The following is a 24,004-nucleotide window of genomic DNA, read 5'->3' as shown; positions in this document are numbered from 1 at the left end:
ATGGCTAATAAAAATCGTCTTTTCTTACTAGATGCTTATGCTTTAATATTTAGAGGATACTACGCATTTATAAAAAATCCTAGAATTAACTCTAAAGGTCTTGATACCTCTGCTATTCTAGGATTTATGAACTCACTAATAGACGTTATAAAAAGAGAATCTCCTGATCACCTAGCTGTTGCTTTTGACAGAGGTGGTAGTGATTTGAGACTAGAATTATTTCCAGAATATAAGGCTAATAGAGATGAGACTCCTGAAGCCATCAAAATAGCTGTTCCGTATATTAAGCAAATCTTAGAAGCTATGCATATCCCTATCGTAGAAGTTAGCGGATTCGAAGCTGATGACCTTATCGGAACATTGTCTAAACAAGCAGAGAAAGAAGGCTTCGAAGTATATATGGTAACTCCTGATAAGGATTATGCTCAGTTAGTATCTGAGAATATCTTTATGTATAGACCAGCTCGTATGGGAAATGGTATCGAAATATGGGGAGTAGACCAAGTAAAAGAGAAATTCGAAGTAGACCATCCAGAACAAGTGATAGACTTCTTAGGAATGATGGGAGATGCAGTGGACAACATCCCTGGATTACCAGGTGTAGGAGAAAAAACAGCTAAGAAATTTATCAAGCAATATGGTTCTATGGAAAACCTATTAGCCAATACACATGAGCTAAAAGGTAAAATGAAAGAGAATATAGAAGCAAATAAAGAAAAAGGATTACTTTCTAAAAAACTGGCTACTATCATCCTAGACTGCCCTGTACAATTCAATGAAAAAGACTATGTACTAGAATGTCCTGATATAGAGAAATCAGAAGCGTTGTTTATTGAATTGGAGTTTAGAAGAATGAAAGAGCAGTTCGATAAACTATTCAACAAAGGAAAAGAGGCTATCCCTACCCCAGCAGCTACTGCTACAACTAACAGTGGAGCTGATGAGCAATTCTCTCTTTTTGGAGATGATTCGAGTAATACCTCTTCTTCTACTGAAGCTTATTTTGGTAATCTAAATACAACTAATCACGTATACCAACTGTGTAATAGCGGTATGGCTATCCGTTTATTAATCCAAAATTTACTAAACCAAAAGTCAGTCTGCTTTGACACAGAGACTACAGGCCTAGACCCTTTTACAGCAGAGTTAGTAGGTATTGCTTTCTCTTTTGAGAAAGGGACAGCATTCTACGTACCTTTCCCAGAGAACCAAGACGAAGCAAAGGCTCTTGCACAGCAATTCGCTCCTTTCTTTGAATCTGAAAGTATTGAAAAAATAGGACAAAACCTTAAATACGACATCAAGATTCTAAAACAATATGACATTGTAGTAAAAGGTCCTCTGTTTGACACGATGATTGCACATTATTTAATTAATCCTGATATGCGCCATAATATGGACGTATTAGCAGAGACTTATCTTAAATATACACCGCAACCTATCGAAGAACTAATCGGTAAAAAAGGAAAGAATCAAAAGACTATGCGTGACATAGAAGCCGAATTAGTCAAAGAATACGCAGGAGAAGATGCAGATATTACTTATCAACTAAAAGAGGCTTTCGCTCCTCAATTAGTTGCTACACATACACAAGAGTTATTTGACAATATCGAAATACCTCTAGTTAATGTGTTAGCAGATATGGAAACAGAAGGTATACGCTTAGATACTGAATATCTAAAATCCTTATCTGATACCTTATCTACTGACATTAAGCTACTAGAACAACGTATATTCTTAGAGGCTGGAGAAGAATTTAACTTGGCGTCTCCAAAACAATTAGGCGATATTCTATTTGAAAAACTTCAAATAGGAGGTGCCAAACCTAAGAAAACAAAAACAGGCCAATACGCTACTGGAGAAGAAATATTAAGTGATTTAGCGCCTAAACACGAGATAGTACGAGACATATTAGAATGGAGACAGTTAGTAAAACTACAGAATACTTATGTAGATGCACTACCTGATCAAGTAAATATAAAAACAAATCGCATACATACAGAATATATGCAAGCTGTAGCTGCTACAGGTCGCCTTAGTTCTAACAATCCTAACTTACAGAATATTCCTATTCGTACAGAGAGAGGTCGCCAGGTAAGAAAAGCCTTTGTAGCACGTGATGAGAACTACGTTTTACTAGCAGCCGATTACTCTCAGATAGAACTGCGTATCATAGCAGCACTAAGCCAAGAGCCTAATATGCTAGAATCATTCCAACGTGGAGAGGATATTCACCGTTCTACTGCTGCTAAGGTATTCAATGTACCATTAGAGGAAGTAACTAAAGAACAACGTAGTCATGCCAAGACTGTTAACTTCGGTATTATCTATGGAGTATCTGCTTTCGGACTAAGTAATCAGACTAATCTATCTCGCGCAGAGAGCAAGGAGCTAATCGATGCTTACTATGCTACCTATCCTAAACTGAAGAGCTATATCGCTACTCAGATAGATTTCGCTCGTGAGCATGGATATGTACAGACTATCTTAGGTCGTAGAAGATATCTAAAGGACATTCACTCTCATAATGCTGTCGTGAAAGGTGCAGCTGAGCGTAACGCTGTCAATGCTCCTATCCAAGGTAGTGCGGCAGACATTATAAAGATAGCAATGATCAATATCAACAAGAAGTTGACTGCTGAGAATTGGAAATCTAAGATGCTACTACAAGTACACGATGAGCTTGTCTTTGATGCTCATAAAGAAGAACTTGATGCACTGAAGACCATGGTCAAATCTGAAATGGAAAACGCTTATAAACTAGATGTACCACTAATAGTAGATCTAGGCACCGGTGATAACTGGCTAGAAGCACATTAATCAAATATTTTATTACATAAAAGCTATTCATTCTTTTGAATAGCTTTTTTATTTAGACTTATTCTTTATTACTTTTGCGATAACATTATAAATTCAATCTTATGGGCGCTAAAAGTATTCTATTTATTTCCTTATTAGCTTGTGCAACTACTTACGCACAAGACTTAAACACTACAAGGGAGGTCACAACCCCACTTGATACAATCAGTAGTTCGCTAGAAGACATTGTCATCGTCGCTAATAGAAAACCCACTAAGATATCTGATATACCAGGAACTGTATGGGTTATCCAACCACAACAAATTCAACAGCAATATAAAAATGGAGTCCCGTTAAAAGAGATGCTAGCCATACTCGTTCCAGGATTAGACATTGGCAGTCAAGGTCGTTCTAATTATGGACAGAATATGAGAGGTAGATCTATGCTGGTAATGATAGATGGGGTATCTCTGAATAGCTTAAGAAGCATAAGCAGACAGTTAGACGCCATTGACCCTTTTAATATAGCGAAGATCGAAGTGCTTTCAGGAGCAAGTTCTATTTACGGAGGTAATGCTACTGGAGGGATTGTCAATATCATCACAAAACAGGCTCAACAACATGGTTGGACAGGAGACTCTGAAATCTCTGCTCGTAGTGGATTAGCAGGAGCTAAGGATAGAGACTTAAGAATAGCGCAATCGATTAACTATAAAAATGATAAACTTTCGACTCGCATTTCTGCTGCACTTCAAGATAACGGTGCTACTTATGATGCGAATAGAGATCAAATTATGGCAGACATTGCCCAAACTGATTTACAGTACAATAGATCACTAGATCTAATGGCTACAGGTACCTATAGCATTAATGATCATCATCAGATTACAGCCTTAGTACAGTACTATAACTCTAACTTTCAAGGAGAGACAAGTGCATATTTAGGAGATAATCTAGGCGCTTTTACCAACGCTGACCAAAGTCAAATAGGTATGCGCAAAGGTTTTTACACTGATCACAAACCTGGTACAGAACGCTTCATGACTTCTGTCAGTTACAATGGCAACAATATATTAGGAGGCCAAGATCTATATATCCAAGTCGCTCATAGATCAGAGAACCTTACCTTTTACCCTTTTCCTGGAACTATAAACCTGCCTAACGAAAAAAGAACATATATGTCTGCTTCACAGCAAAATACCAAATACACAGGTATCAAAGCTGTCTTAACTAAAGATCTTAACTTCTTAAAATTCACCTATGGGGTTGATTTTGACTTTGAGAAATTTGAAGGTAAACAAAATGTATTTAATCACGCTAAATCCTTAGAAAGTGGCGGACTAATAAACAAAACAGACTTCACCATCCCTAGATACCCAACGAACAACTCATTCAGCGTTGCAGGTTATGCTCAAGCCATATATAACATTACTAATCAACTACAGTTATCAGGAGGAATCAGATTCCAAAATATAAATGTCAAAGTAGACGATATCATCGGTTCTGTACAGAATACACAAGTACATATGGGCTATGGCAAATCAGCTGATATAATACCTGGTGGCAAAAGTTCATATAATATGACCACAACTAATTTTGGGATATTGTATAAGCCTACAACTAATCAACAGATATGGGCTACTTTCTCACAAGGAGTTAGCTTAGCTGATCCAGCTAAATATTATGGTTACGGAAACTACAAGCTCAATGAAGCAACACAGAACTGGGATTTACAATCTAGCCTTAATGTAAAAGATCAACCCCTAAATGGATTAAAAACAAACCAGTTCGAGTTGGGATATCGCTTTAAAACTGACAATGGTTTTAAAGGACAGATATCAGGTTTTATAAGCCAATCAGATAAAAATCTAGCTGTAGACAGAAAGACCTTTCAAGTTCTGCTATTAGACCAGAAATTAAGAAATATGGGAATTGAAGCCGAATTGTCTTATACCAACAATGGATTTTATATAGGTACCAATACCTTAATCATCACTTCTGAAGTAAAACAAGATGATGACTGGACTAAACAAGACATCACTACAGCTAGCCCATCTAAGCTAGTTGGCTACACAGGCTATACTTATAACAATTGGTCATTCAGATTGCAAAGTACACAAAGCCTAAAATTAACTGATGAGGCAAATAATACAATAAAGGCATACAATACCTCAGATTTAATGGTGGGGTATAGATTGCCTATCGGAAATTTAAACTTAGGGATCCAAAACTTATTTAATACAGATTATCAAAGCATTTGGAGTAAAAGGTCACAAACGTTATACTCTGTTTACAACCTACCTGCTTTATTTGATTATAATGGTAGAGGCAGAACATTCACTCTTACATATTCATACTCATTTTAGAATACCTAATGGTCATATAGATTTATATGGCCATTTTTTATACTATAATTAAATGTATAGCTACCAGTCTATAGTATGAAGCCGATGACAGCACTAATTAGTTATCATCAAAAGATAATCGTAAAACCAAAAAATATACTAAAAATCACACTTATTTCTTAAAAAACACAACCTATATAATACGTAATTGATTTATTCTATCTTTGTCAATATTTCTAAATAAACAACAAGATGAAAAAGTTACTAGGCAAAATAATGTTAGGAATCACGGGATGGAAGTACGCTCCTAATAACTTTGACCCAAAAAAAGAAAGGAAGACTGTGCTAATCTGTGTTCCTCATACTTCTAACTGGGACTTCTACTACGCGTTAGCCTGCTTCTGGATTATGGGAGTACCTATACGCATGTTTATAAAAGATTATTATACTAAGGCTTGGTTTGGCTTTTTCTTTAAAGCACTTGGCTGCATCGGTGTAGATAGAACCAAAAGACAAAATCTAGTAGAATACGCAGTCAATGTCATTAACACTACCGATGACATCGCTATCATTAATACACCAGAAGGCACACGTGGTTATTCTGATCAATGGAAACAAGGATTTTACCACATTGCCAAATCTGCAAATGTGCCTATCGTATTAGGATATGCAGATTATAAAAAGAAAGAATGTGGCATCATTAAACTTGTTCACGTTGAAGATAAAACATTTGAACAAGTACTAGACGAAATCGGCCCTCACTATAATGCAGAGATGGCAAAGTATCCTGAGAACTACAATTCCAAATTATACTAAACAATATTAAAGGTAGAACAGAGTCCTAGAAGAACATTCTAAAACTTTTAGACATCTCTCCTCTTCTATCACTCTGCTATCACTTCGATAGCAAATAGACTCGACATACGACCTTATTATTTCAACATTAAATCCGTATTGACTCCGTTATTCTAATTGATATATCGGAGCCAATACGCATTCATAACGGACTCATTACGGACTCACATCAACCTAAAGCGCACTCCTACTCTAACAACAGTAAGAGGTAACTGAAGTAAAATCACTAATCAAACAAATCTGATATCTACTGCGCTAGGTTATAAATCTACCTTGATAAATTTCTCATATTATTTAGTATAAAGACAACCATCTAATAGGTTTATCGTTAGACTAAAACACATAATTCAAATAAGTCACTCTATCACAGAAACACACTTCTCTTATAAAAAACAAATATATTTTTATACTGATAGAACTTCCTTTTAACTCTACATAATCACAAACTCTACTTCCTTACTAAAGCTGCCATTATCAGTGGCTAGTTGTTTTACAATCTTATAAGTCCCTTTATCATATTTTAGTTCTTTAGTGAACAAGTCTATATCAAAACCGACTCCTTCGTCAGGTCCAATAGGATGAATCATTCTATCAAAACCAATCCCTTCCATATCCATCACTTCCCAAGACTCTCCTTTTAGAACGTAGATAGAATAGTCAGAGCCAGTACTCACTTCTACCAATGATTGATTCGTTATGGTGAGGTGAACTGTTTTAGGCACATTAATATAAGCCACTCGCTCTAATGTTAATGCTATTTCATTACTGATACTATCTAAAGACTCTTTCGCCTTAGGAACTTCGGTAATGACTTCATCGATTATCTCTTCTTGTACTATGAGCTCTTTCTTTTGTGGGCACCCAGCCATGATCAAAGCTAATGCAACCATTAGAGGTATTGTGATCTTTTTGTTCATCCCTTTTATTTTTAAGCACTAAATTACTCAAAACAAACGATTTATAATTAAACAAATCAATGAATTTAGGTTTATAAACAAGTTGCAAAAATTACGGTCTTAAATCAGGTATTGGATATCGTAAAGAGAGGAGCGATACAATTGTTAGTCAAACAATTGAGCGCCAATATTTTCTAAAAAAGGGAGTAGAAATTTGTAAAGTACAGAAATAATTGTACTTTTGCACTCCCTTAATTGGGAATGGAATGTTTAATTAAATACAAATTTATTGTGGAAAGTTTAAGCTACAAGACAGTATCGGCTAACAAAGCAACTGCTCAAAAAGAGTGGTTAATTGTTGACGCTGAAGGTCAAAATTTGGGACGTCTTGCTTCTAAAGTTGCAGTACTTTTAAGAGGTAAGCACAAAACAAATTACACACCGCACGTAGACTGTGGAGACAACGTAATCGTTATCAACGCAGAGAAAATCAACCTAACAGGTAACAAATTAGATGACAAGACTTACATCCGTCACACAGGTTACCCAGGAGGACAAAGATCATTAACTGCTAAAGTAATGCAACAAAAAAACCCTGCATTATTAATCGAGAAAGCAGTAAAAGGAATGTTGCCTAAAAACAAATTAGGAGCACAATTATTCCGTAATTTAAATGTTAATGTAGGTTCTGAGCACAAACATGAAGCTCAACAACCTAAGGCCGTTAATTTAAACGAAATTAAGTAATGGGAGTTATTCACAAAATCGGTAGAAGAAAAACCGCTGTTGCTCGTGTTTACGTTTCAGAAGGAACAGGAAATATCACAGTTAACAAAAAAGATTTTAAAACTTATTTCCCAACTGGTACATTACAGTACAAAGTATTACAGCCTCTTACAATGACTGAGAACGCTGAGAACTTTGACGTAAAAGTAAATGTATACGGTGGAGGAACAACAGGTCAAGCTGAAGCAGTGCGTATGGCTATCGCTAGAGCAATGTGTGAACTTGATGTTGAGAACAGAGCAGTTCTTAAACCAGAAGGATTATTGACTCGTGACCCTCGTATGGTAGAGCGTAAGAAATTCGGTCAGAAGAAAGCTCGTAAGAGATTCCAATTCTCTAAACGTTAATATTTATTTATTATTAAAAATCTGGGTTTTTGTTGCCCCACTTACAACATGCTGTAAGAGGTAGTTTAGCATCTAAATAATTGAGACCAATTTATTGCTACTCGATTATTGCTAAAGTAACAGAACGTAAACTATTAGAAAATGGCAAACAAAGTAGAAGTAAAAGATTTACTAGAAGCAGGTGTTCATTTCGGACACATGACTAGAAAATGGGATCCAAACATGGCTCCTTATATCTATATGGAGCGTAATGGTATTCACATTATCAATCTATATAAAACTGCAGCTAAAATAGAAGAAGCTAATGAAGCTTTGAAAAAAATCGCTGCATCAGGAAGAAAAATCCTTTTCGTTGCAACTAAAAAGCAAGCGAAAGACATCGTAGCTGAAAAAGCAGCTGCTGCTAACATGCCTTACATCACTGAAAGATGGCCAGGTGGTATGTTAACAAACTTCGTTACTATCCGTAAAGCTGTTAAAAAAATGGCTTCAATCGATAGAATGAAAAAAGACGGTACATTTATGACTCTTTCTAAGAAAGAGCGTTTACAAGTTGAACGTCTTCGTGCAAAATTAGAGAAAAACTTAGGTTCTATTGCTGACATGACTCGTCTACCAGCAGCTCTATTTGTTGTAGATATTAAAGCTGAACACATTGCGATAAAAGAAGCTCAAAAATTAAACATTCCGATCTTCGCTATGGTTGATACAAACTCTGACCCACGTCAAGTAGATTTTGTTATTCCAGCAAACGATGATGCTTCTAAATCAATCGATAAAATTTTATCATTAGTGACTTCTGCTATTATCGAAGGTAATGCAGAAAGAAAGTCTGAAAAAGAAGAGGCTACTAAAGTAGAAGCTCCTGCTGCTAAGGCATAATTTTTTAACAATATCATAAAGTCGTTATGCTGATAGATGTCTACCTTTGTATACAACTGTCCATAACGACTTTTTTTTATTAACTCATTAATACTCTTTTAAAATGGCAAATATTACTGCTGCAGAAGTAAACAAACTAAGACAACAAACAGGTGCCGGAATGATGGACTGTAAAAAAGCTTTAGTTGAGGCTGAAGGAGATTTCGATAAAGCTATCGAAGTTCTACGTAAAAAAGGACAAAAAGTTGCTGCTAACCGTTCTGACCGTGAGTCAAGCGAGGGGGCTGCTGTAGCTTTAGTTAATGCAGACAAAACTAGAGGTGTTGTTATCACATTAAACTGTGAGACTGACTTCGTAGGTAAAAACGAAGGATTCCAAGCTTTAGCAAAAGAATTAGCTGAAAAAGCAATCAACTTCAATACAAAAGAAGAATTCTTAGCTTCTCCATTTGATGCTACAATGACTGTTGCTGAAAAATGTGTTGAGCAAACTGGAGTTATCGGTGAGAAAATCGAGATCGGTTCTTTCGAAATATTAGAAGGTGCTTTCATTGGTTCTTACGTTCACGGAAACAAAATCGCTGCTATCACTGCTTTATCTGAAGCTGTTGCTAAAGCTGACGAGATTGCTAAAGACGTATCTATGCAAGTTGCTTCAATGGGTGCTGAAACATTATCTTACAAAGATTTTGACCCAGAATTCGTTGCTAAAGAAACTGAGGCTCGTATCGCAGTTATCGTAAAAGAAAACGAAGAATTAGTACGTTTAGGAAAAACTCTTAAAAATGTACCTCAATATATTTCTTACGCTCAACTTACTGAAGAAGTATTAAAACAAGCGGAAGAAGATGCTAAAGCTGAATTAAAAGCTGAAGGTAAACCAGAAAACATTTGGGATAGAATCTTACCAGGTAAAATCCAACGTTTCATCAGTGACAACACTACTTTAGACCAAGAGAAAGCTTTATTAGACCAAAACTTTATTAAAGATGAGTCTAAAAAAGTTTCTGATTATGTAAAAGGTTTCAACGTAGAAATCACTGGATTCAAAAGAGCTTCTTTAGGTTAATCAATAACCTTTTAGCAATATTTATAAAAGCCTCAGTTAATTCTGAGGCTTTTTTTTATTACTTTTACCCGACACAACTAATTTTTGTTATGAAATTATTAAAAAACAATCTGTTAATACAGATCATTATTGCTATCACTCTTGGTAGCGTGTTAGGTAACTATCTACCAGAGTCAATAGGTAGAATATTCAGTACTTTTAATAGTATATTCGGTGGCTTTCTAGGCTTCTCTATCCCACTTATCATTTTAGGATTAATCGTTCCGGCAATTGGTAATATTGGTAAGAATGCAGGTAAGTTACTTATCATTACCACAGCTATTGCTTATGGTTCTACCCTATTTGCTGGGTTTATTTCTTATGGAGTAAGTATCACTACTTTCCCTAATATATTGGCTACGGAACAATTGGGTAATGTTACAGAATCTACTAAAAGCTTAGAACCATATTTTAATATTGCAATGCCTGCGATGTTTGATGTCATGAGTGCATTAATCATATCATTTATATTAGGGATAGGAATCTCTAAAGGCAATTTTAAATACTTAGAGGGTGTTTTTAACGACTTTCAGAGTATTATCATGTCATTGATCAATAAGGCTATTATTCCTTTCTTACCGCTTTTTATTTTCGGTATATTCTTGAATATGACTTATAACGGACAAGTATTCATAGTACTAGATACCTTTATAAAAATTATCGGAGTTATCTTCATCTTACATATCTTCGTATTAGTATTCCAATACGTAATAGCAGGTACGGTAAGTAAGCAAAACCCCTTTAAACTGATGAAAAATATGCTACCTGCTTATTTCACAGCTTTAGGAACACAATCTTCTGCAGCTACCATACCGGTAACGTTAGAACAAACGTTAAAGAATAATGTAGATCCTAAAATAGCTGGATTTGCAATACCTTTGTGTGCGACAATACACTTAGCAGGAAGTACATTAAAAATTGTGGCGTGTGCTATCGCATTGATGTTAGTACAAGGACAAACTGTAGACTTTACGCTAATGGTTGGTTTTATCTGTATGTTAGGAGTAGCGATGGTAGCAGCACCTGGTGTACCAGGAGGGGCTATTATGGCTTCTTTAGGAGTACTAAGCTCTATCTTAGGGTTCGATACAGAACAACAGAGTTTAATGATAGCCCTTTACATCGCTATGGACAGTTTCGGTACAGCGTGTAATGTGATGGGTGATGGAGCTATTGCTATCATAGTAAATAGAATATCTAAAAACACAGCTATAACAGAAGCATAATGTTCTAGCGAATTAATAATTATGTACGAAAAAACATATCCGAGCAAGAGATTTAAAAAGACAATGGAATTTGTCACTAAACACATTTCAAAAGACTCAAGAATACTAGACTTAGGTGTAGTCAATCCTCTTTCTAAAATTATGCAAGAAGATGGGTATAAAGTAACCAACACCATAGGAGAAGACTTAGATGAGGATCAAAGCGCTTTAACTAATGGAGATTACGATGTCTTAACCGCCTTTGAAATTGTAGAGCATTTACTAAATCCTTATACGGTATTAAAATCGTGTAAAGCTTCTAAAGTAATGATTTCTGTTCCTTTGCGTTTGTGGTTTAGTACTGCATATAGAAGTAAAACAGATATGCTAGACAGACATTATCACGAATTTGAAGCTTGGCAATTAGATTGGCTAGTAGAAAAAGCAGGATACAAAATCGTAGATAGAGATATGTGGACACACCCTATCAAAAAACTAGGGTTACGCCCTATATTGAGATGGTTTACCCCTAGATATTATATCGTTTATGCTGAAAAAATATAAGTATACAAACGCTGAGGAATTCCCTCAGCGTTTTTTTTTATTATATCCCGTTATATCTACACCTAATTTGCACAATTCAAAAAAAGACCTATATTTGCCTCAAGCTTTAGGGGTGTCTACAAGATTTTGTAGGCTGAGACTTCACCCTTGGAACCTGATCTAGTTAATACTAGCGTAGGGAAAAGTAAGATGACTTCATTAGATAGGTACGACCGTACCCTATTGTAGCCATTCCTAAAGTTATATATCAAAACGAAAAGGAATGGAACTAAAAATCAACAATCACAAAGTACAGTTTGACGTTGACACACTCAGTGTTCAACAGATGTTAGATATGCATCAACCTACTAAGCAAAGAGGTATAGCAGTAGCCGTTAATCAGAAGGTTATCTCTAAGACCTGCTGGACAACACATCTATTATCTGCAGATGACGACATACTGATTATCACAGCTACTCAAGGCGGTTGATTCCATTCGTTAAAAAGAACTAAATAACTCATAAAACTAAAAACAATGGAACAACACAGTATTTCACAAACCCCTTTCCCTAACTCAAAAAAAGTGTACATCAAGGGAGAGCTCTTCCCAATAGAAGTAGCAATGAGAGAAATATCTCTTAGCAACACTAAACTATCTAATGGGGGTACAGAAGAGAATCCGCCTGTAACAGTATATGATACCTCAGGGCCTTATACAGATCCAAATATCACAATAGATATACGCAAAGGTATTCCTCGCCTACGCGAAGAATGGATACTAAATAGAAATGATGTGAATACATTATCTTCTATCACATCAGAATATGGCAAAGCTAGATTAGCGGATGAAAAACTAGATCACTTGCGCTTTGAATTTAGACATAACCCAAAGGTTGCTAAAGAAGGAGCTAATGTTACTCAACTACATTATGCAAAAAAAGGCATCATAACTCCAGAAATGGAATATGTAGCCATCAGGGAAAATCAAAGAATAGAACAGCTGAACAAAGCAACCTCAGCCATGAAACAACAGCATCAAGGCAATAGCTTTGGCGCCAATACTCCTAAAAACTTTATTACACCAGAATTCGTTAGAGAAGAGATTGCTAGTGGACGTGCTATCATCCCTAATAATATCAACCACCCTGAAAGCGAACCTATGATTATAGGCCGTAACTTCTTAGTGAAGATCAATGCTAATATCGGGAATAGCGCTGTGACATCGTCTATAGAAGAAGAAGTAGAAAAAGCAGTATGGGCATGTCGCTGGGGAGCAGACACAATTATGGATTTATCAACAGGTAAAAATATCCACGAGACAAGAGAGTGGATTATACGCAACTCTCCAGTACCTATCGGAACGGTGCCTATCTATCAAGCATTAGAAAAAGTAAAAGGAATAGCCGAAGATTTGACATGGGAGATCTTTAGAGATACCCTGATTGAGCAAGCAGAGCAGGGAGTTTCATACTTTACCATACATGCTGGTGTACTACTTCGTTATATTCACTTGACTGCTAATCGTGTAACAGGTATTGTATCGCGTGGAGGGTCTATTATGGCGAAGTGGTGTCTATTCCATCACAAAGAGAACTTCTTATATACTCACTTTGAAGAGATATGTGAGATTATGAAGCAATATGATATAGCGTTCTCTCTAGGTGATGGACTAAGACCAGGCTCTATAGCAGATGCTAATGATGCAGCACAGTTTGCAGAGTTAGAAACACTAGGTGAACTAACTAAGATTGCGTGGAAACACGATGTACAAGTCATGATAGAAGGACCAGGACATGTACCTATGCACATGATAAAGGAGAATATGGAAAAGCAATTACGCGACTGTGGTGAGGCTCCGTTCTATACATTAGGTCCTTTGACTACAGATATAGCGCCTGGTTATGATCATATCACTTCAGCTATCGGAGCAGCTATGATAGGATGGTACGGAACGGCTATGCTATGTTATGTAACCCCAAAAGAACACTTAGGTCTACCTAACAAAAAAGACGTGAAGGATGGAGTGATTACCTATAAACTAGCAGCCCATGCAGCAGACCTAGCGAAAGGACATCCTGGAGCACAGTATAGAGATAATGCACTGAGTAAAGCCCGCTTTGAATTTAGATGGGAAGATCAATTCAACCTATCACTAGATCCAGATACAGCAAGAGAATTTCACGATGAAACTCTTCCTGCCGACGGAGCTAAAGTAGCTCACTTCTGTTCTATGTGTGGGCCTAAATTCTGTTCTATGAAGATATCACAAGAGATTAGAGATACGGCAGAACAAGGAATGCGTGAGAAATCAGAAGAGTTTATAGAACTTGGAAAAGAAATATATCTATAAAAGAGAACAGAGATGGTGGTCATAACCTACCCTACTCCTATAGAAAACGAGACAAGCCTTATCAACAAAATGTTTGAGAAAGGCTTGCCTCTACTTCATGTTCGCAAACCTAATATGTCCTATGAAGAGCTAGTAAAATGGGTGAATAATATCGATAATTACTACCATCAGTACTTAGTTATACACATACCAACAATAGTTATTAACAACAATGAACACGTTTTTAAACAATATAAAGCACTTATCAACAAGATAAACAGTACTTATACACACTTATCAACAAGCAATTGTTTATATGTTAATAACTATAGTGTAGAACTACCTAAGTTATCAACATCTGCTCACTGTATAACTGAGGTTAATAAGTTATCAACAAACATAGACAGAACATTCATCAGTCCTATCTATCCTAGTATATCTAAGAGAGGGTATGTCTCCACTATTGATTGGACAGAAGAATTAAAGCAAAGAACTAATAACAGAGTAACCTTAGTTGCTCTTGGAGGTATCACTCCTTTTCACATCGAATCTATTTATACAATGGGATTTGATGATTATGCCTTATTAGGAACAATATGGGAAGCTGAGCAACCCTTAAAACAATTTGAATTATGTCAATATTACGACCAATTGCATTGGCAATAGCTGGCTTTGACCCTACTAGTGGTGCTGGGGTTATGGCAGACATCAAAACATTTGAACATCATCAAGTGTACCCCATGGCGGTGCTATCTGCTAATACGATACAGACAGAAGATAACTTTATCCATGTAAGATGGGAAGAAGAATATACTATCCGTCAATTATCTGTTATACTTGAGAACTACACTATAGCCGCAGTAAAAATAGGTATTGTCAGAGACCTTGATACATTGAAGCTATATGTGGATACTATCAAAGGTTTATCTCCAACGACCAAAGTTATTTGGGATCCTGTATTGCGTTCATCTAGTGGTTTTGACTTTCAGACTATTGAACTAATCGATTCTTTAACTACTGTATTACAACAGATAGATCTGATCACACCAAACTACCTAGAGATACATCAATTAATCACTACGAATGACGATGCACTTCAAAAAGCACAGACTCTGAGTCAATATTGTGATGTACTGCTAAAAGGAGGGCATAATCCTAATGCATTGGGCTTTGACTACTATGTGAGTAAAGAGGTGATACAAACCATTCCTCCAACTCAACTATCTGACTATCCTAAACACGGTTCTGGCTGTGTATTATCCTCTGCGATAACAGCTAATATTGCAAAAGGAGATCACACATTGACAGCTATTCAGAAGGCTAAAGCCTATATAGAGACATTCTTCAATTCTAATCATACCTTACTTGGATATCATGCTAAATAAAATACAATACATCAGTCATGGAGATACTCCACAAGAACAATTATATCACATAGAAACTGTATTAGGAGCAGGACAACAGTGGATACAGTATCGCTTCAAAAATACGACGAACACTACCCTGTGGCAAACAGCAGAACAGGTCAAGAGGCTATGCGAACAATATCAAGCTACTCTGATCATTAATGATCATGTAGACTTAGCTAAAGCCATAGAGGCTGATGGTGTCCACTTAGGACTTACTGACCTAAGCATCATACAAGCCAAAGCTTATTTGCCTAACAAGATTATAGGAGGTACAGCTAATACGATAGAAGATATCCAACTTAGACATACAGAAGGTTGTGATTACATCGGTCTAGGCCCTTATAGATATACAACCACTAAACAAAAGCTGAGTCCTATACTTGGTCTAACAGGTTATCAACAGATCTTAAAACAGATGCAGGAACTAAATATCAACATCCCTGTAGTCGCTATAGGAGGAATACAACTAGAAGATGTAGAAGACTTAAAACAAGCAGGACTACATGGCATAGCGATATCTGGCTTACTTCAAAACAGCACTGATAAAAAATCATTACTACAACAACTAAACAATATACTCAAATGAATACACAACCACTTACAATAGCCGATAAAACCTTTCAGTCACGCTTATTCTTAGGGACTGGTAAATATGGTTCTAACGCAGATATGGAGATCGCTACACTAGCATCCGAAAGCGAGTTAGTTACAGTCGCTCTGAAGCGAATAGACACGACCACTGACACTAATGCTATACTCTCTCATCTACAGCATCCACATATCCACCTACTACCTAATACATCAGGAGCAAGAAATGCTAAAGAAGCAATCTTCGCAGCACAACTAGCTAGAGAAGCACTAGAGACCAACTGGCTTAAACTAGAAATACACCCAGACCCTAAATACCTACTTCCAGATCCTATCGAAACCCTTAAAGCTACAGAAGAACTAGCCAAATTAGGCTTTGTTGTCTTGCCATACATACACGCAGACCCTGTATTGTGCAAACGATTAGAAGAAGTAGGTACAGCAGCTGTCATGCCTTTAGGTGCACCTATAGGTACTAATAAAGGGCTGAAGACAATGGACTTCTTAGAGATTATCATTGAGAATAGCAAAGTTCCCGTTATCGTAGATGCTGGTATCGGAGCGCCTTCAGATGCAGCTAAGGCTATGGAGATAGGCGCAGATGCTGTACTTGTCAATACTGCCATAGCAGTAGCTGGTAACCCTGAACAAATGGCTACTGCCTTTAAACATGCTGTCAGAGCTGGTCGCCTAGCCTATGAGGCTAAGCTAGCTACTGTAGTAAATCACGCTCAAGCTTCTAGTCCACTAACTGCATTTCTAACAGAGTAAACTATGTCTTTTATACAAATTTATGAACAATACGACTGGGAAGAGATTAAGAATACAATTTATGAGACAACTTCTAAACAGGTAGAACAGAGCTTAGCTAAGAATAAGAAGACACTGACAGACTTTATCCATCTTATCTCTCCTGCTGCTATGCCCTATCTAGAAGAGATGGCTCAGCAGAGTCAACAGCTTACTCAGAAGAGATTTGGCAAGACGATATCACTATATGCTCCGATGTACTTGAGTAATGAGTGTAACAACATCTGTACTTATTGTGGCTTCAGCTTAGATAACAATATCCGCAGAAAGACTCTCTCTCCAAAAGAAATAGAACAGGAAGTCAAAGTAATCAAAGCACAAGGATACGATCATATTCTACTCGTAACGGGAGAAGCTAATCACGTAGTCAATATCAATTATTTCAAGCAGAGTATAGAACAGATACAGCAGTCTTTTTCTACCATCTCTATAGAGGTACAACCCCTAAAGCAAGATGAGTACGAACAGCTAGCTGATCTAGGTGTATATGCCGTACTAGTATATCAAGAGACTTACCACAAGGAGGTCTACAAACAATACCACCCAAAAGGGAAGAAGTCTAACTTTGAATATAGATTAGATACTCCTGATAGAATAGGGAGAGCAGGTATACATAAGATAGGACTAGGCGTTCTCCTAGGGCTAGAAGACTGGCGAGTAGACAGCTTCTTTAATGCGCTACATATCGACTATCTACAAAAGACATATTGGCAAACCAAGTACTCTGTTTCCTTCCCTAGACTAAGACCTGCAGAAGGTGTTATAGAACCTAACTTCATCATGGAAGATAGAGATCTCATACAGCTCTTATGTGCATACAGAATATGGAATGAAGACCTAGAGATATCTATCTCTACCCGTGAGAGTGAGATACTGAGAAACAATGTATTTAAACTAGGAGCTACTACCATGAGTGCTGGCTCAAAAACCAATCCTGGAGGGTATAGTGTAGCAGAAGACTCATTAGAACAATTTGAGATCTGTGATACCAGAAGTACATCAGAGATATACCACCTGATAAAAGAAGCAGGATATGATCCTGTATGGAAAGACTGGGATAAAGCCTATCAATAACAAAACAATTATAGTATGGATACAACAGATTTCTTGCGATATAACAGACAGATGAATCTACCAGAAGTAGGAATAGAAGGTCAGATGAAGATAAAACAAGCTAAGGTATTAGTAATAGGTGCTGGAGGGCTAGGCTCTCCAGTGCTGACTTACCTTGCTAGTTGTGGTGTAGGCACACTAGGAGTAATAGACTATGATACTATAGAACATCACAATCTACACAGACAAATACTCTTTACAGAAGCTGACATCAACAAAAACAAGACTAGTATAGCCAAACAGCGCATCGAACAAATCAACCCACATATCCACTTTACAATATACGATGAGCAGTTAACCTCTGATAATGCAGTAGCTATTCTGAGTTCATTCGATATTATCGTAGATGGCAGTGATAATTTTAGCACGCGTTATCTAGTGAATGACACATGTGTAACCTTAGATAAAGTACTAGTCTATGGAACTATTATGGGATTTGAAGGTCAGGTGAGTGTATTTAATCATCATAACAATGCCAGCCTCCGTGACCTCTACCCAGAACCTCCTGCTCCAGAAGATGTGCCCAACTGTAGTCTTAATGGAGTACTTGGTACATTCCCTGGTATAATAGGGACTATCATGGCTCATGAGACGCTGAAAGTCATCTTAGACCTTCCCTCTCTTTCTGGTCAACTTCTTATCCTGAACACCTTGACCTGGGAAATAAATAAACTGATGTATGGCAGTGCTACCTCTTAGGTAGATACTCTAGAAATACCTCTCTAGGTATCTCATAAGCACCTAAAGAGCTTAGATGATCATTATATACTTGACAGTCTAGTAGCTTATACTTTTTATCTCTTAGATATTCACATAAGTAGATAAAGGCTACTTTACTAGCATTTGGTACGAAGGAGAACATGCTCTCTCCGCAGAACACAGGTTTCATATCTACACCATAGAGACCGCCTACAAGTTCTCCATCTTGCCAAACCTCTACAGATTTAGCTATGCCTAAGTCATGTAGATTACAGTATGCATTGATCATATCATCTGTAATCCAAGTACCCAGCTGTCCCTCTCGCTTAGCGTTCTGACAATTATTAATTACATCTGCAAAACAAGTATTAAAAGTAACCGTAAATATATTTTTCTTTAAGATACTACGCATACTCTTAGAGACATATACCTCATCAGGCTCTAGCACCATACGCATACTAGGAGACCACCATGTAATAGGCTCTCCATCTTCAAACCAAGGGAATATTCCAGACTTATACGCTAATATCAATCTATTAGCAGATAAATCACCTCCTATGGCTAAAATTCCAGATTCATGCGTATTTTCTACTGCTGGAAAATATAAATAATTACTATCTAAGACTGTTATCATAAGAAAAAAAAGTCCCTAAGAATAATCTTAGGGACATCTTAAAAGAATATTTTTTAGAATGGTAAATCATCGTGATCTTCCTCCATATAGCTAGAAGCAGGAGGAAACTGTTGTCCCATATTACTCTGTCCTTGATTAAAACCTTGTTGGTTTTGGTTTTGATTAAACCCTCCCATTTGTTGAGATTGAGTATTCTGTGCAAAACCTTGTTGTTGGTTTTGGTTAAATCCTCCTTGTTGCCCTTGGTTATTTTGAGCAAAACCTCCTTGTTGTCCTTGATTAAACCCACCTTGTTGTGGAGCTTGATTGTTTTGAGCAAAACCTCCTTGTTGGTTAGATTGTTGTTGCATACCAGCATTTCCGTATTGAGACTGCATATTATCTTGTTGTCCCATATATGGTTGTTGGTTTTGTCCCATATTACCACCTTGTTGAGCTGGCATCATGTGCTCTATTCTCCACCCTTGGATTGTATTAAAGTATCTGATTTCTCCTTGTGGACTTTGCCACTCTCTTCCTCTCAAATTAATAGATACACGTACTTGCTCACCTACTTGATAAGAGTCTAATAAACTTACTTTATCTTGTGTAAACTCAATCATAATGTGCTGAGGATATTGCTCTTCAGTAGTTACTACTACTTCTCTCTTTCTGAATGATGAACTGATATCTTGTGTATGTCCAATTAATTTGATTCTTCCTGTAACTTCCATTTTAATCTCTTTTTTTAATTACAATCTATTTGGCTAAAATTGTTTTCCAAGCCAAAGGTACATTATTTTCTTCTAAATATTTTTTTGCTAATTTAAATTTATTGATTTGATTATTAGCAACCAAAATTTCTTTTAACTCTTTATTTGAATTCACAAAAGTAGCAACCTCTTCTTCAGTAGGCAGCTGTTCTACATTACCTAATATTCCAAGATCATTACCTGTGAATACTCCACTCTCCACTACTCCTTCTGGTAGTGCATCTACTCCTAGGCTTAGTGTAGTCAACGGTTTTTCTACTTCGAATATCCCATCATTGGCACGAGTATACCAGTTCGCTCCCATACGTGCCACTAGATCTATCTTATGCTGATCTATCTGTCCGTTCTCATCTAATATATCCTCATTGACATGTATTTTCACCACTTCACAGATCACTAGATTACCAGCACCGCCTTCATTCCCCAGTCCGATTACCTCCTGTACAACACATTCATACTGCACTGGACTTTCTTTGACTCTAAATGGTTTTACGATATCAGATGGTACCATAGTCAATCCTGATTTGATAAACTCGTTTACCCCATCTTTATACTCTGTACTAGATAGAGAAGTCTGCTGTACCATATCATAAGTCACCACATTAATCACTACTTGTAGATTAGCCTGTACATTAAATAAGGTATGCTTATTCGTATTATCCCTTACACGTCTAGACGGAGAGAACACTAATATAGGCGGATTAGTACTCACCATATTAAAGAAGCTAAACGGAGATAGATTAGGTCTACCATCAGCATCTACGGTACTTGCCAGCGCTATAGGACGTGGCCCGATAGACGTTTGCATCAGTCTCTGTAATTCTACTACAGATATATCTTTAGGTTCTATAGATTTCATATATATATTTAGTTGAAGAAAAGTAAAGTTACAAAAGCTTTTAGGAACGATAAAATTTTTAATACTTCATTAAACTAAATTCAATTCATTTATTTTAATTACTTTTAAATGTTCATAAAACCCATATCAGAACTTGAGAAATAAAAAAGAAATATTTCGTTGGTCAGTAATTACTGCAGCCTTAATCACCTTAGTAGTCATCCTGTGGAACACCTATTCCTTTTTTCAAACCTATAAGACAGAGGAGAGAACCAAGATGAAGATCTGGGCAGAAGCGCTGAATACACTTGATATAGCCACTTCTATAGAGGCTGACGTATCTCTACCCTTTCTGATCATTATGGAGAATAAGACTATCCCTATTATCCAGACAGATGAGCATGATAAGATCATCTCTCTAAATAATATAGATGAACAGATAGTCAACACTCCCGAAAAAAAAGAAGCACTGCTGCGCAAACTCAAGTTTCAGAACCCACCTATTATCCTAAAGGTAGGTAAACAAACTCAGTATGTCTATTATGGTAACTCATCCTTACTGACCAAGCTAAAGTACTACCCTGTCACGCTAGTACTGATATTCTTATTCTTCACAGTACTGCTATTCTACTTCTATAGAAGTAATAAAATCGCTACACAGAACAAGCTATGGACAGGAATGGCAAAAGAAACAGCCCATCAGATAGGTACACCTCTATCCTCACTACTAGGCTGGGTAGAGATCATGAGATTAGATAATATAAGTCCTGAGATCACGGAAGAGATAGAAAAAGATGTCAAAAAACTTCAGATAATAGCAGATCGTTTTTCTAAGATCGGGTCTATACCGAAGTTAACGAACGTAGATATCGTATCAGAGACGAGGAAGTCATTTGATTACTTCTCCCTGAGAAACTCTAAGCAGATTATCTTCACACTAGACTGTCCTGACTACGAAATTAATATTCCTCTAAACAAGGAATTACACAGCTGGACTATAGAAAACCTAATCAAGAATGCTATCGATGCCATGAAAGGAAAAGGGAAACTAGCTATCCTGATCCAAGATACTGATAAGACTGTCAATATCTATGTGACAGATACAGGAAGTGGGATACCGAAGAAGATGTTTAATAAGATCTTCGAGCCTGGCTACACTACTAAGAAACGAGGATGGGGGCTAGGACTATCTCTGACTAAGAGAATCGTAGAAGAATTCCAAGATGGAAAGATTAAAGTAACGCAATCAGAAGTAGGTAAAGGAACTACATTCTGTATTACATATCACAAAAAAAAGGCTGACCTATAATCTAGACAGCCTTTGTTACATTATCCATACAGTCTTATAAATGACTGTTAATAGCTTTAGCTACACTCTCGAACTCTTCTGGAGTTAGCTTTTCTTTTTTAGTGAAGCGCATATCATCCATTTCTTGAAGAGGGATTAAATGCACATGTACATGAGGTACTTCTAACCCTACTACTGCCATCCCTACTCTCTTACACGGTACAGCTAGCTCTAATGCCTTAGCTACCTTGCGAGAGAATCTCATCAATTCCATATAATGATCCTCTTCCATATCAAAAATCTTATTGATTTCCTTTTTTGGAATACATAGCGTATGTCCCTTCGCATTCGGATTAATATCTAAAAATGCAAGGAAATTATCATCCTCTGCTACCTTATAGGCAGGAATCTCTCCAGTAATGATTTTAGTGAAAATAGAACTCATACTATATTTTTTAAAATTAGTCTCTAGTGATCTCTAGAATCTCGAACTTCATGATTCCATTAGGAACTTGGATCTCCGCAACATCTCCAACAGATTTGCCAAGAAGTCCTCTTCCGATAGGTGAAGTTACTGAAATTTTTGCAGCTTTTAGGTCTGCTTCACTTTCAGCTACTAATGTATAGGTAATCTCCATTCCATTAGCTTGATTCTTTATTTTCACTTTAGATAATACTAATGCCTTAGACATATCTAACTGAGATTCGTCTATCAACCTAGCATTAGCTACTACTTCCTCTACTTTTGCTATTTTTAGTTCTAATAAACCTTGTGCTTCCTTAGCAGCATCATACTCTGCATTCTCAGATAAGTCTCCCTTATCTCTCGCATCTGCAATAGCTTGAGATGCCTTTGGACGCTCCACACTCTTCAACTGCTCTAACTCGTCTTTTAGTTTTTTAAGACCCTCCGCAGTATAATACGAAATCTTACTCATAATTAACACGTTTATATAAATAGAAAAAATCCCATAAAAACGGGATTCTTCGCTATAAAGATATTTTTATTTTTATCGTTAAATCAATAATTAACTGTTCTACTATATTTGTCAAAGTTAAATAATTAAATTTGTTTTTCAAATAGTTTATTAAAATGAAAAGATTATTTCTAATCCTATTTACTTTATTAATATCTACAGCATGTAGTAAAAGTGGTAGTGGATATCACAACCCTTATCTACCCAATGTAAAAGTCAATCTTATGGTGAATCTGTACCAAGCAGATGCAGACTTTTTAAGATATCAAAACGGTACTTATGTAACCTATAATCATGGCATTATAGGTGTAGCAATATTTAACGCTGGCTCACAATACTTTGCTTATGATCTAACCTGTCCTGATCATGCTTTTGACCCTGTCACGTCTAGATTAATACAAAAAAAACCTAATGATCCTTATGTATACTGTACCAATAAGCTTCAGCATAATGGAGAAGAACCTGCCTTCTATCTAGGCAATGGTCAATCTATAAAACCAGGATTAAAATACAACCAACTGAAGCCTTATCCTGTAAGACAAAGTGGTGATAATATCTTTGTGACTTACTAATAATTAAATCTGATCATTCTATATCAATACTCCTTCATCGGAGTATTTTTTTTGTACATTACTCTCCTGTAGAGATGGTTCGGGTAGAGATTTAGTACAGTTCGGTAACCCCCCTCTCAACCCAAGTAAACACTGATTATTACCGAATAGCTTGCGAACTGTATAAAAACAAAAAAGAATAAATATCTATATTTCAACCATTTAAAACCAAAACAATTCTCCATTATAA

The 24,004-nt window shown here is 36.6% G+C and carries 25 protein-coding genes and 1 riboswitch; of the genes, 19 read left to right on the top strand and 6 right to left on the bottom strand.

Features of this window, described 5'->3' with window-relative positions; all coding sequences use genetic code 11:
* The 3 genes from polA to HX049_RS03835 all read left to right on the top strand — a co-directional run bounded on the left by polA (position 1) and on the right by HX049_RS03835 (position 5,960).
* Positions 1–2,820 carry a DNA polymerase I gene (gene polA, locus HX049_RS03845; RefSeq protein WP_286414216.1) on the top strand — a complete coding sequence of 940 codons (2,820 nt, stop codon included), beginning with the start codon at positions 1–3 and terminating at the stop codon, positions 2,818–2,820.
* A 101-nt stretch (positions 2,821–2,921) separates the two neighbouring features.
* Positions 2,922–5,165 carry a TonB-dependent receptor gene (locus HX049_RS03840; protein ID WP_286414214.1) on the top strand — a complete coding sequence of 748 codons (2,244 nt, stop codon included), beginning with the start codon at positions 2,922–2,924 and terminating at the stop codon, positions 5,163–5,165.
* A 231-nt stretch (positions 5,166–5,396) separates the two neighbouring features.
* The gene (locus tag HX049_RS03835; RefSeq protein ID WP_039328624.1) at positions 5,397–5,960 is read left to right on the top strand and encodes a 1-acyl-sn-glycerol-3-phosphate acyltransferase; all 564 of its coding nucleotides are present in this window, start codon (positions 5,397–5,399) and stop codon (positions 5,958–5,960) included.
* A gap of 470 nt (positions 5,961–6,430) precedes the next feature.
* Here HX049_RS03835 and HX049_RS03830 read toward each other — a convergent pair whose 3' ends face one another.
* Entirely contained in the window at positions 6,431–6,916 is a 486-nt protein-coding gene (locus HX049_RS03830) for an immunoglobulin-like domain-containing protein (protein ID WP_286414213.1), read from the bottom strand.
* Positions 6,917–7,186: 270 nt separating this feature from the next.
* Here HX049_RS03830 and rplM point away from each other — a divergent pair, with 270 nt between their 5' ends.
* From rplM to HX049_RS03760, 14 genes are all read left to right on the top strand, one after another.
* Positions 7,187–7,642: a 50S ribosomal protein L13 gene (gene rplM / locus HX049_RS03825; protein WP_025124595.1), complete on the top strand. Its 456-nt coding sequence runs from the start codon at positions 7,187–7,189 to the stop codon at positions 7,640–7,642.
* Positions 7,642–8,028 (top strand): 30S ribosomal protein S9, encoded by a 387-nt coding sequence (gene rpsI, locus HX049_RS03820; RefSeq protein ID WP_286414211.1) that lies wholly within the window; start codon positions 7,642–7,644, stop codon positions 8,026–8,028. The genes rplM and rpsI overlap by 1 nt, the downstream gene beginning before the upstream one ends.
* Positions 8,029–8,169: 141 nt before the next feature.
* Positions 8,170–8,910 carry a 30S ribosomal protein S2 gene (rpsB, locus tag HX049_RS03815; RefSeq protein WP_006259733.1) on the top strand — a complete coding sequence of 247 codons (741 nt, stop codon included), beginning with the start codon at positions 8,170–8,172 and terminating at the stop codon, positions 8,908–8,910.
* Positions 8,911–9,013: 103 nt separating this feature from the next.
* Positions 9,014–9,979 (top strand): translation elongation factor Ts, encoded by a 966-nt coding sequence (gene tsf / locus HX049_RS03810; protein ID WP_286414209.1) that lies wholly within the window; start codon positions 9,014–9,016, stop codon positions 9,977–9,979.
* An 89-nt stretch (positions 9,980–10,068) separates the two neighbouring features.
* Positions 10,069–11,244, top strand: coding sequence for a dicarboxylate/amino acid:cation symporter (locus tag HX049_RS03805; protein WP_286414207.1), 1,176 nt, complete (start codon positions 10,069–10,071; stop codon positions 11,242–11,244).
* Positions 11,245–11,307: 63 nt separating this feature from the next.
* The gene (locus HX049_RS03800; protein WP_286414205.1) at positions 11,308–11,787 is read left to right on the top strand and encodes a methyltransferase domain-containing protein; all 480 of its coding nucleotides are present in this window, start codon (positions 11,308–11,310) and stop codon (positions 11,785–11,787) included.
* A gap of 98 nt (positions 11,788–11,885) precedes the next feature.
* A riboswitch (TPP riboswitch) is annotated at positions 11,886–11,985 on the top strand.
* Between the two features lie 64 nt (positions 11,986–12,049).
* Entirely contained in the window at positions 12,050–12,256 is a 207-nt protein-coding gene (gene thiS, locus HX049_RS03795) for a sulfur carrier protein ThiS (RefSeq protein WP_286414203.1), read from the top strand.
* 45 nt (positions 12,257–12,301) lie between these two features.
* Positions 12,302–14,116, top strand: coding sequence for a phosphomethylpyrimidine synthase ThiC (thiC, locus tag HX049_RS03790; protein ID WP_286414199.1), 1,815 nt, complete (start codon positions 12,302–12,304; stop codon positions 14,114–14,116).
* 12 nt (positions 14,117–14,128) lie between these two features.
* The gene (locus HX049_RS03785; RefSeq protein ID WP_286414197.1) at positions 14,129–14,761 is read left to right on the top strand and encodes a thiamine phosphate synthase; all 633 of its coding nucleotides are present in this window, start codon (positions 14,129–14,131) and stop codon (positions 14,759–14,761) included.
* The gene (locus tag HX049_RS03780) at positions 14,728–15,480 is read left to right on the top strand and encodes a hydroxymethylpyrimidine/phosphomethylpyrimidine kinase (protein WP_286414195.1); all 753 of its coding nucleotides are present in this window, start codon (positions 14,728–14,730) and stop codon (positions 15,478–15,480) included. The genes HX049_RS03785 and HX049_RS03780 overlap by 34 nt, the downstream gene beginning before the upstream one ends.
* Positions 15,470–16,090, top strand: coding sequence for a thiamine phosphate synthase (locus HX049_RS03775; protein WP_286414194.1), 621 nt, complete (start codon positions 15,470–15,472; stop codon positions 16,088–16,090). The genes HX049_RS03780 and HX049_RS03775 overlap by 11 nt, the downstream gene beginning before the upstream one ends.
* Positions 16,087–16,863 (top strand): thiazole synthase, encoded by a 777-nt coding sequence (locus HX049_RS03770; RefSeq protein ID WP_286414193.1) that lies wholly within the window; start codon positions 16,087–16,089, stop codon positions 16,861–16,863. The genes HX049_RS03775 and HX049_RS03770 overlap by 4 nt, the downstream gene beginning before the upstream one ends.
* A 3-nt stretch (positions 16,864–16,866) precedes the next feature.
* Entirely contained in the window at positions 16,867–17,976 is a 1,110-nt protein-coding gene (thiH, locus tag HX049_RS03765) for a 2-iminoacetate synthase ThiH (protein WP_286414192.1), read from the top strand.
* Positions 17,977–17,991: 15 nt separating this feature from the next.
* On the top strand, positions 17,992–18,714 hold the full coding sequence (locus HX049_RS03760) for a HesA/MoeB/ThiF family protein (protein WP_286414190.1): 723 nt from the start codon (positions 17,992–17,994) through the stop codon (positions 18,712–18,714).
* Here HX049_RS03760 and aat read toward each other — a convergent pair.
* The 3 genes from aat to HX049_RS03745 are packed head-to-tail and all read right to left on the bottom strand — an operon-like array spanning position 18,704 to position 20,959.
* Positions 18,704–19,348: a leucyl/phenylalanyl-tRNA--protein transferase gene (gene aat, locus HX049_RS03755; RefSeq protein ID WP_286414188.1), complete on the bottom strand. Its 645-nt coding sequence runs from the start codon at positions 19,346–19,348 to the stop codon at positions 18,704–18,706. The two genes, HX049_RS03760 and aat, sit on opposite strands and share 11 nt — an antisense overlap.
* Before the next feature lie 53 nt (positions 19,349–19,401).
* Positions 19,402–20,061 carry a DUF3127 domain-containing protein gene (locus tag HX049_RS03750; RefSeq protein WP_286414186.1) on the bottom strand — a complete coding sequence of 220 codons (660 nt, stop codon included), beginning with the start codon at positions 20,059–20,061 and terminating at the stop codon, positions 19,402–19,404.
* A 25-nt stretch (positions 20,062–20,086) separates the two neighbouring features.
* Positions 20,087–20,959, bottom strand: a complete 873-nt coding sequence (locus tag HX049_RS03745) for a flavin reductase family protein (RefSeq protein WP_286414185.1) — start codon at positions 20,957–20,959, stop codon at positions 20,087–20,089.
* A gap of 133 nt (positions 20,960–21,092) precedes the next feature.
* Between HX049_RS03745 and HX049_RS03740 the strand changes: the two genes are divergently transcribed.
* Positions 21,093–22,247 carry a sensor histidine kinase gene (locus tag HX049_RS03740; protein WP_286414183.1) on the top strand — a complete coding sequence of 385 codons (1,155 nt, stop codon included), beginning with the start codon at positions 21,093–21,095 and terminating at the stop codon, positions 22,245–22,247.
* 34 nt (positions 22,248–22,281) lie between these two features.
* Here the strand turns inward: HX049_RS03740 and HX049_RS03735 are convergent, their stop codons facing one another.
* Together HX049_RS03735 and greA are read right to left on the bottom strand one after the other, a co-directional pair.
* Positions 22,282–22,671 carry an HIT family protein gene (locus HX049_RS03735; RefSeq protein ID WP_286414182.1) on the bottom strand — a complete coding sequence of 130 codons (390 nt, stop codon included), beginning with the start codon at positions 22,669–22,671 and terminating at the stop codon, positions 22,282–22,284.
* 16 nt (positions 22,672–22,687) lie between these two features.
* Positions 22,688–23,164 carry a transcription elongation factor GreA gene (gene greA / locus HX049_RS03730; protein ID WP_006259751.1) on the bottom strand — a complete coding sequence of 159 codons (477 nt, stop codon included), beginning with the start codon at positions 23,162–23,164 and terminating at the stop codon, positions 22,688–22,690.
* 155 nt (positions 23,165–23,319) lie between these two features.
* On the opposite strand from greA, the gene HX049_RS03725 reads away from it, so the two are divergent.
* Positions 23,320–23,775, top strand: a complete 456-nt coding sequence (locus HX049_RS03725) for a Rieske (2Fe-2S) protein (protein WP_286414181.1) — start codon at positions 23,320–23,322, stop codon at positions 23,773–23,775.
* Positions 23,776–24,004: the final 229 nt, after the last annotated feature.

The organism is Myroides odoratimimus (genome assembly GCF_030326305.1).
Lineage (GTDB): Bacteria > Bacteroidota > Bacteroidia > Flavobacteriales > Flavobacteriaceae > Flavobacterium > Flavobacterium odoratimimum_A.
The sequence above is the reverse complement of the archived record's forward strand: the minus strand, read 5'-3'. Positions and strand labels throughout refer to the sequence as shown.

Excerpts from the sequence above, each read along its gene's own strand:
- polA (WP_286414216.1), top strand. The coding sequence starts at position 1 with ATGGCTAATAAAAATCGTCTTTTCTTACTAGATGCTTATGCTTTAATA.
- HX049_RS03840 (WP_286414214.1), top strand. The coding sequence starts at position 2,922 with ATGGGCGCTAAAAGTATTCTATTTATTTCCTTATTAGCTTGTGCAACT.
- HX049_RS03835 (WP_039328624.1), top strand. The coding sequence starts at position 5,397 with ATGAAAAAGTTACTAGGCAAAATAATGTTAGGAATCACGGGATGGAAG.
- HX049_RS03830 (WP_286414213.1), bottom strand. The coding sequence starts at position 6,916 with ATGAACAAAAAGATCACAATACCTCTAATGGTTGCATTAGCTTTGATC.
- rpsI (WP_286414211.1), top strand. The coding sequence starts at position 7,642 with ATGGGAGTTATTCACAAAATCGGTAGAAGAAAAACCGCTGTTGCTCGT.
- rpsB (WP_006259733.1), top strand. The coding sequence starts at position 8,170 with ATGGCAAACAAAGTAGAAGTAAAAGATTTACTAGAAGCAGGTGTTCAT.
- tsf (WP_286414209.1), top strand. The coding sequence starts at position 9,014 with ATGGCAAATATTACTGCTGCAGAAGTAAACAAACTAAGACAACAAACA.
- HX049_RS03805 (WP_286414207.1), top strand. The coding sequence starts at position 10,069 with ATGAAATTATTAAAAAACAATCTGTTAATACAGATCATTATTGCTATC.
- HX049_RS03800 (WP_286414205.1), top strand. The coding sequence starts at position 11,308 with ATGGAATTTGTCACTAAACACATTTCAAAAGACTCAAGAATACTAGAC.
- thiS (WP_286414203.1), top strand. The coding sequence starts at position 12,050 with ATGGAACTAAAAATCAACAATCACAAAGTACAGTTTGACGTTGACACA.
- thiC (WP_286414199.1), top strand. The coding sequence starts at position 12,302 with ATGGAACAACACAGTATTTCACAAACCCCTTTCCCTAACTCAAAAAAA.
- HX049_RS03785 (WP_286414197.1), top strand. The coding sequence starts at position 14,129 with ATGGTGGTCATAACCTACCCTACTCCTATAGAAAACGAGACAAGCCTT.
- HX049_RS03780 (WP_286414195.1), top strand. The coding sequence starts at position 14,728 with ATGTCAATATTACGACCAATTGCATTGGCAATAGCTGGCTTTGACCCT.
- HX049_RS03775 (WP_286414194.1), top strand. The coding sequence starts at position 15,470 with ATGCTAAATAAAATACAATACATCAGTCATGGAGATACTCCACAAGAA.
- HX049_RS03770 (WP_286414193.1), top strand. The coding sequence starts at position 16,087 with ATGAATACACAACCACTTACAATAGCCGATAAAACCTTTCAGTCACGC.
- thiH (WP_286414192.1), top strand. The coding sequence starts at position 16,867 with ATGTCTTTTATACAAATTTATGAACAATACGACTGGGAAGAGATTAAG.
- HX049_RS03760 (WP_286414190.1), top strand. The coding sequence starts at position 17,992 with ATGGATACAACAGATTTCTTGCGATATAACAGACAGATGAATCTACCA.
- aat (WP_286414188.1), bottom strand. The coding sequence starts at position 19,348 with ATGATAACAGTCTTAGATAGTAATTATTTATATTTTCCAGCAGTAGAA.
- HX049_RS03750 (WP_286414186.1), bottom strand. The coding sequence starts at position 20,061 with ATGGAAGTTACAGGAAGAATCAAATTAATTGGACATACACAAGATATC.
- HX049_RS03745 (WP_286414185.1), bottom strand. The coding sequence starts at position 20,959 with ATGAAATCTATAGAACCTAAAGATATATCTGTAGTAGAATTACAGAGA.
- HX049_RS03735 (WP_286414182.1), bottom strand. The coding sequence starts at position 22,671 with ATGAGTTCTATTTTCACTAAAATCATTACTGGAGAGATTCCTGCCTAT.
- greA (WP_006259751.1), bottom strand. The coding sequence starts at position 23,164 with ATGAGTAAGATTTCGTATTATACTGCGGAGGGTCTTAAAAAACTAAAA.
- HX049_RS03725 (WP_286414181.1), top strand. The coding sequence starts at position 23,320 with ATGAAAAGATTATTTCTAATCCTATTTACTTTATTAATATCTACAGCA.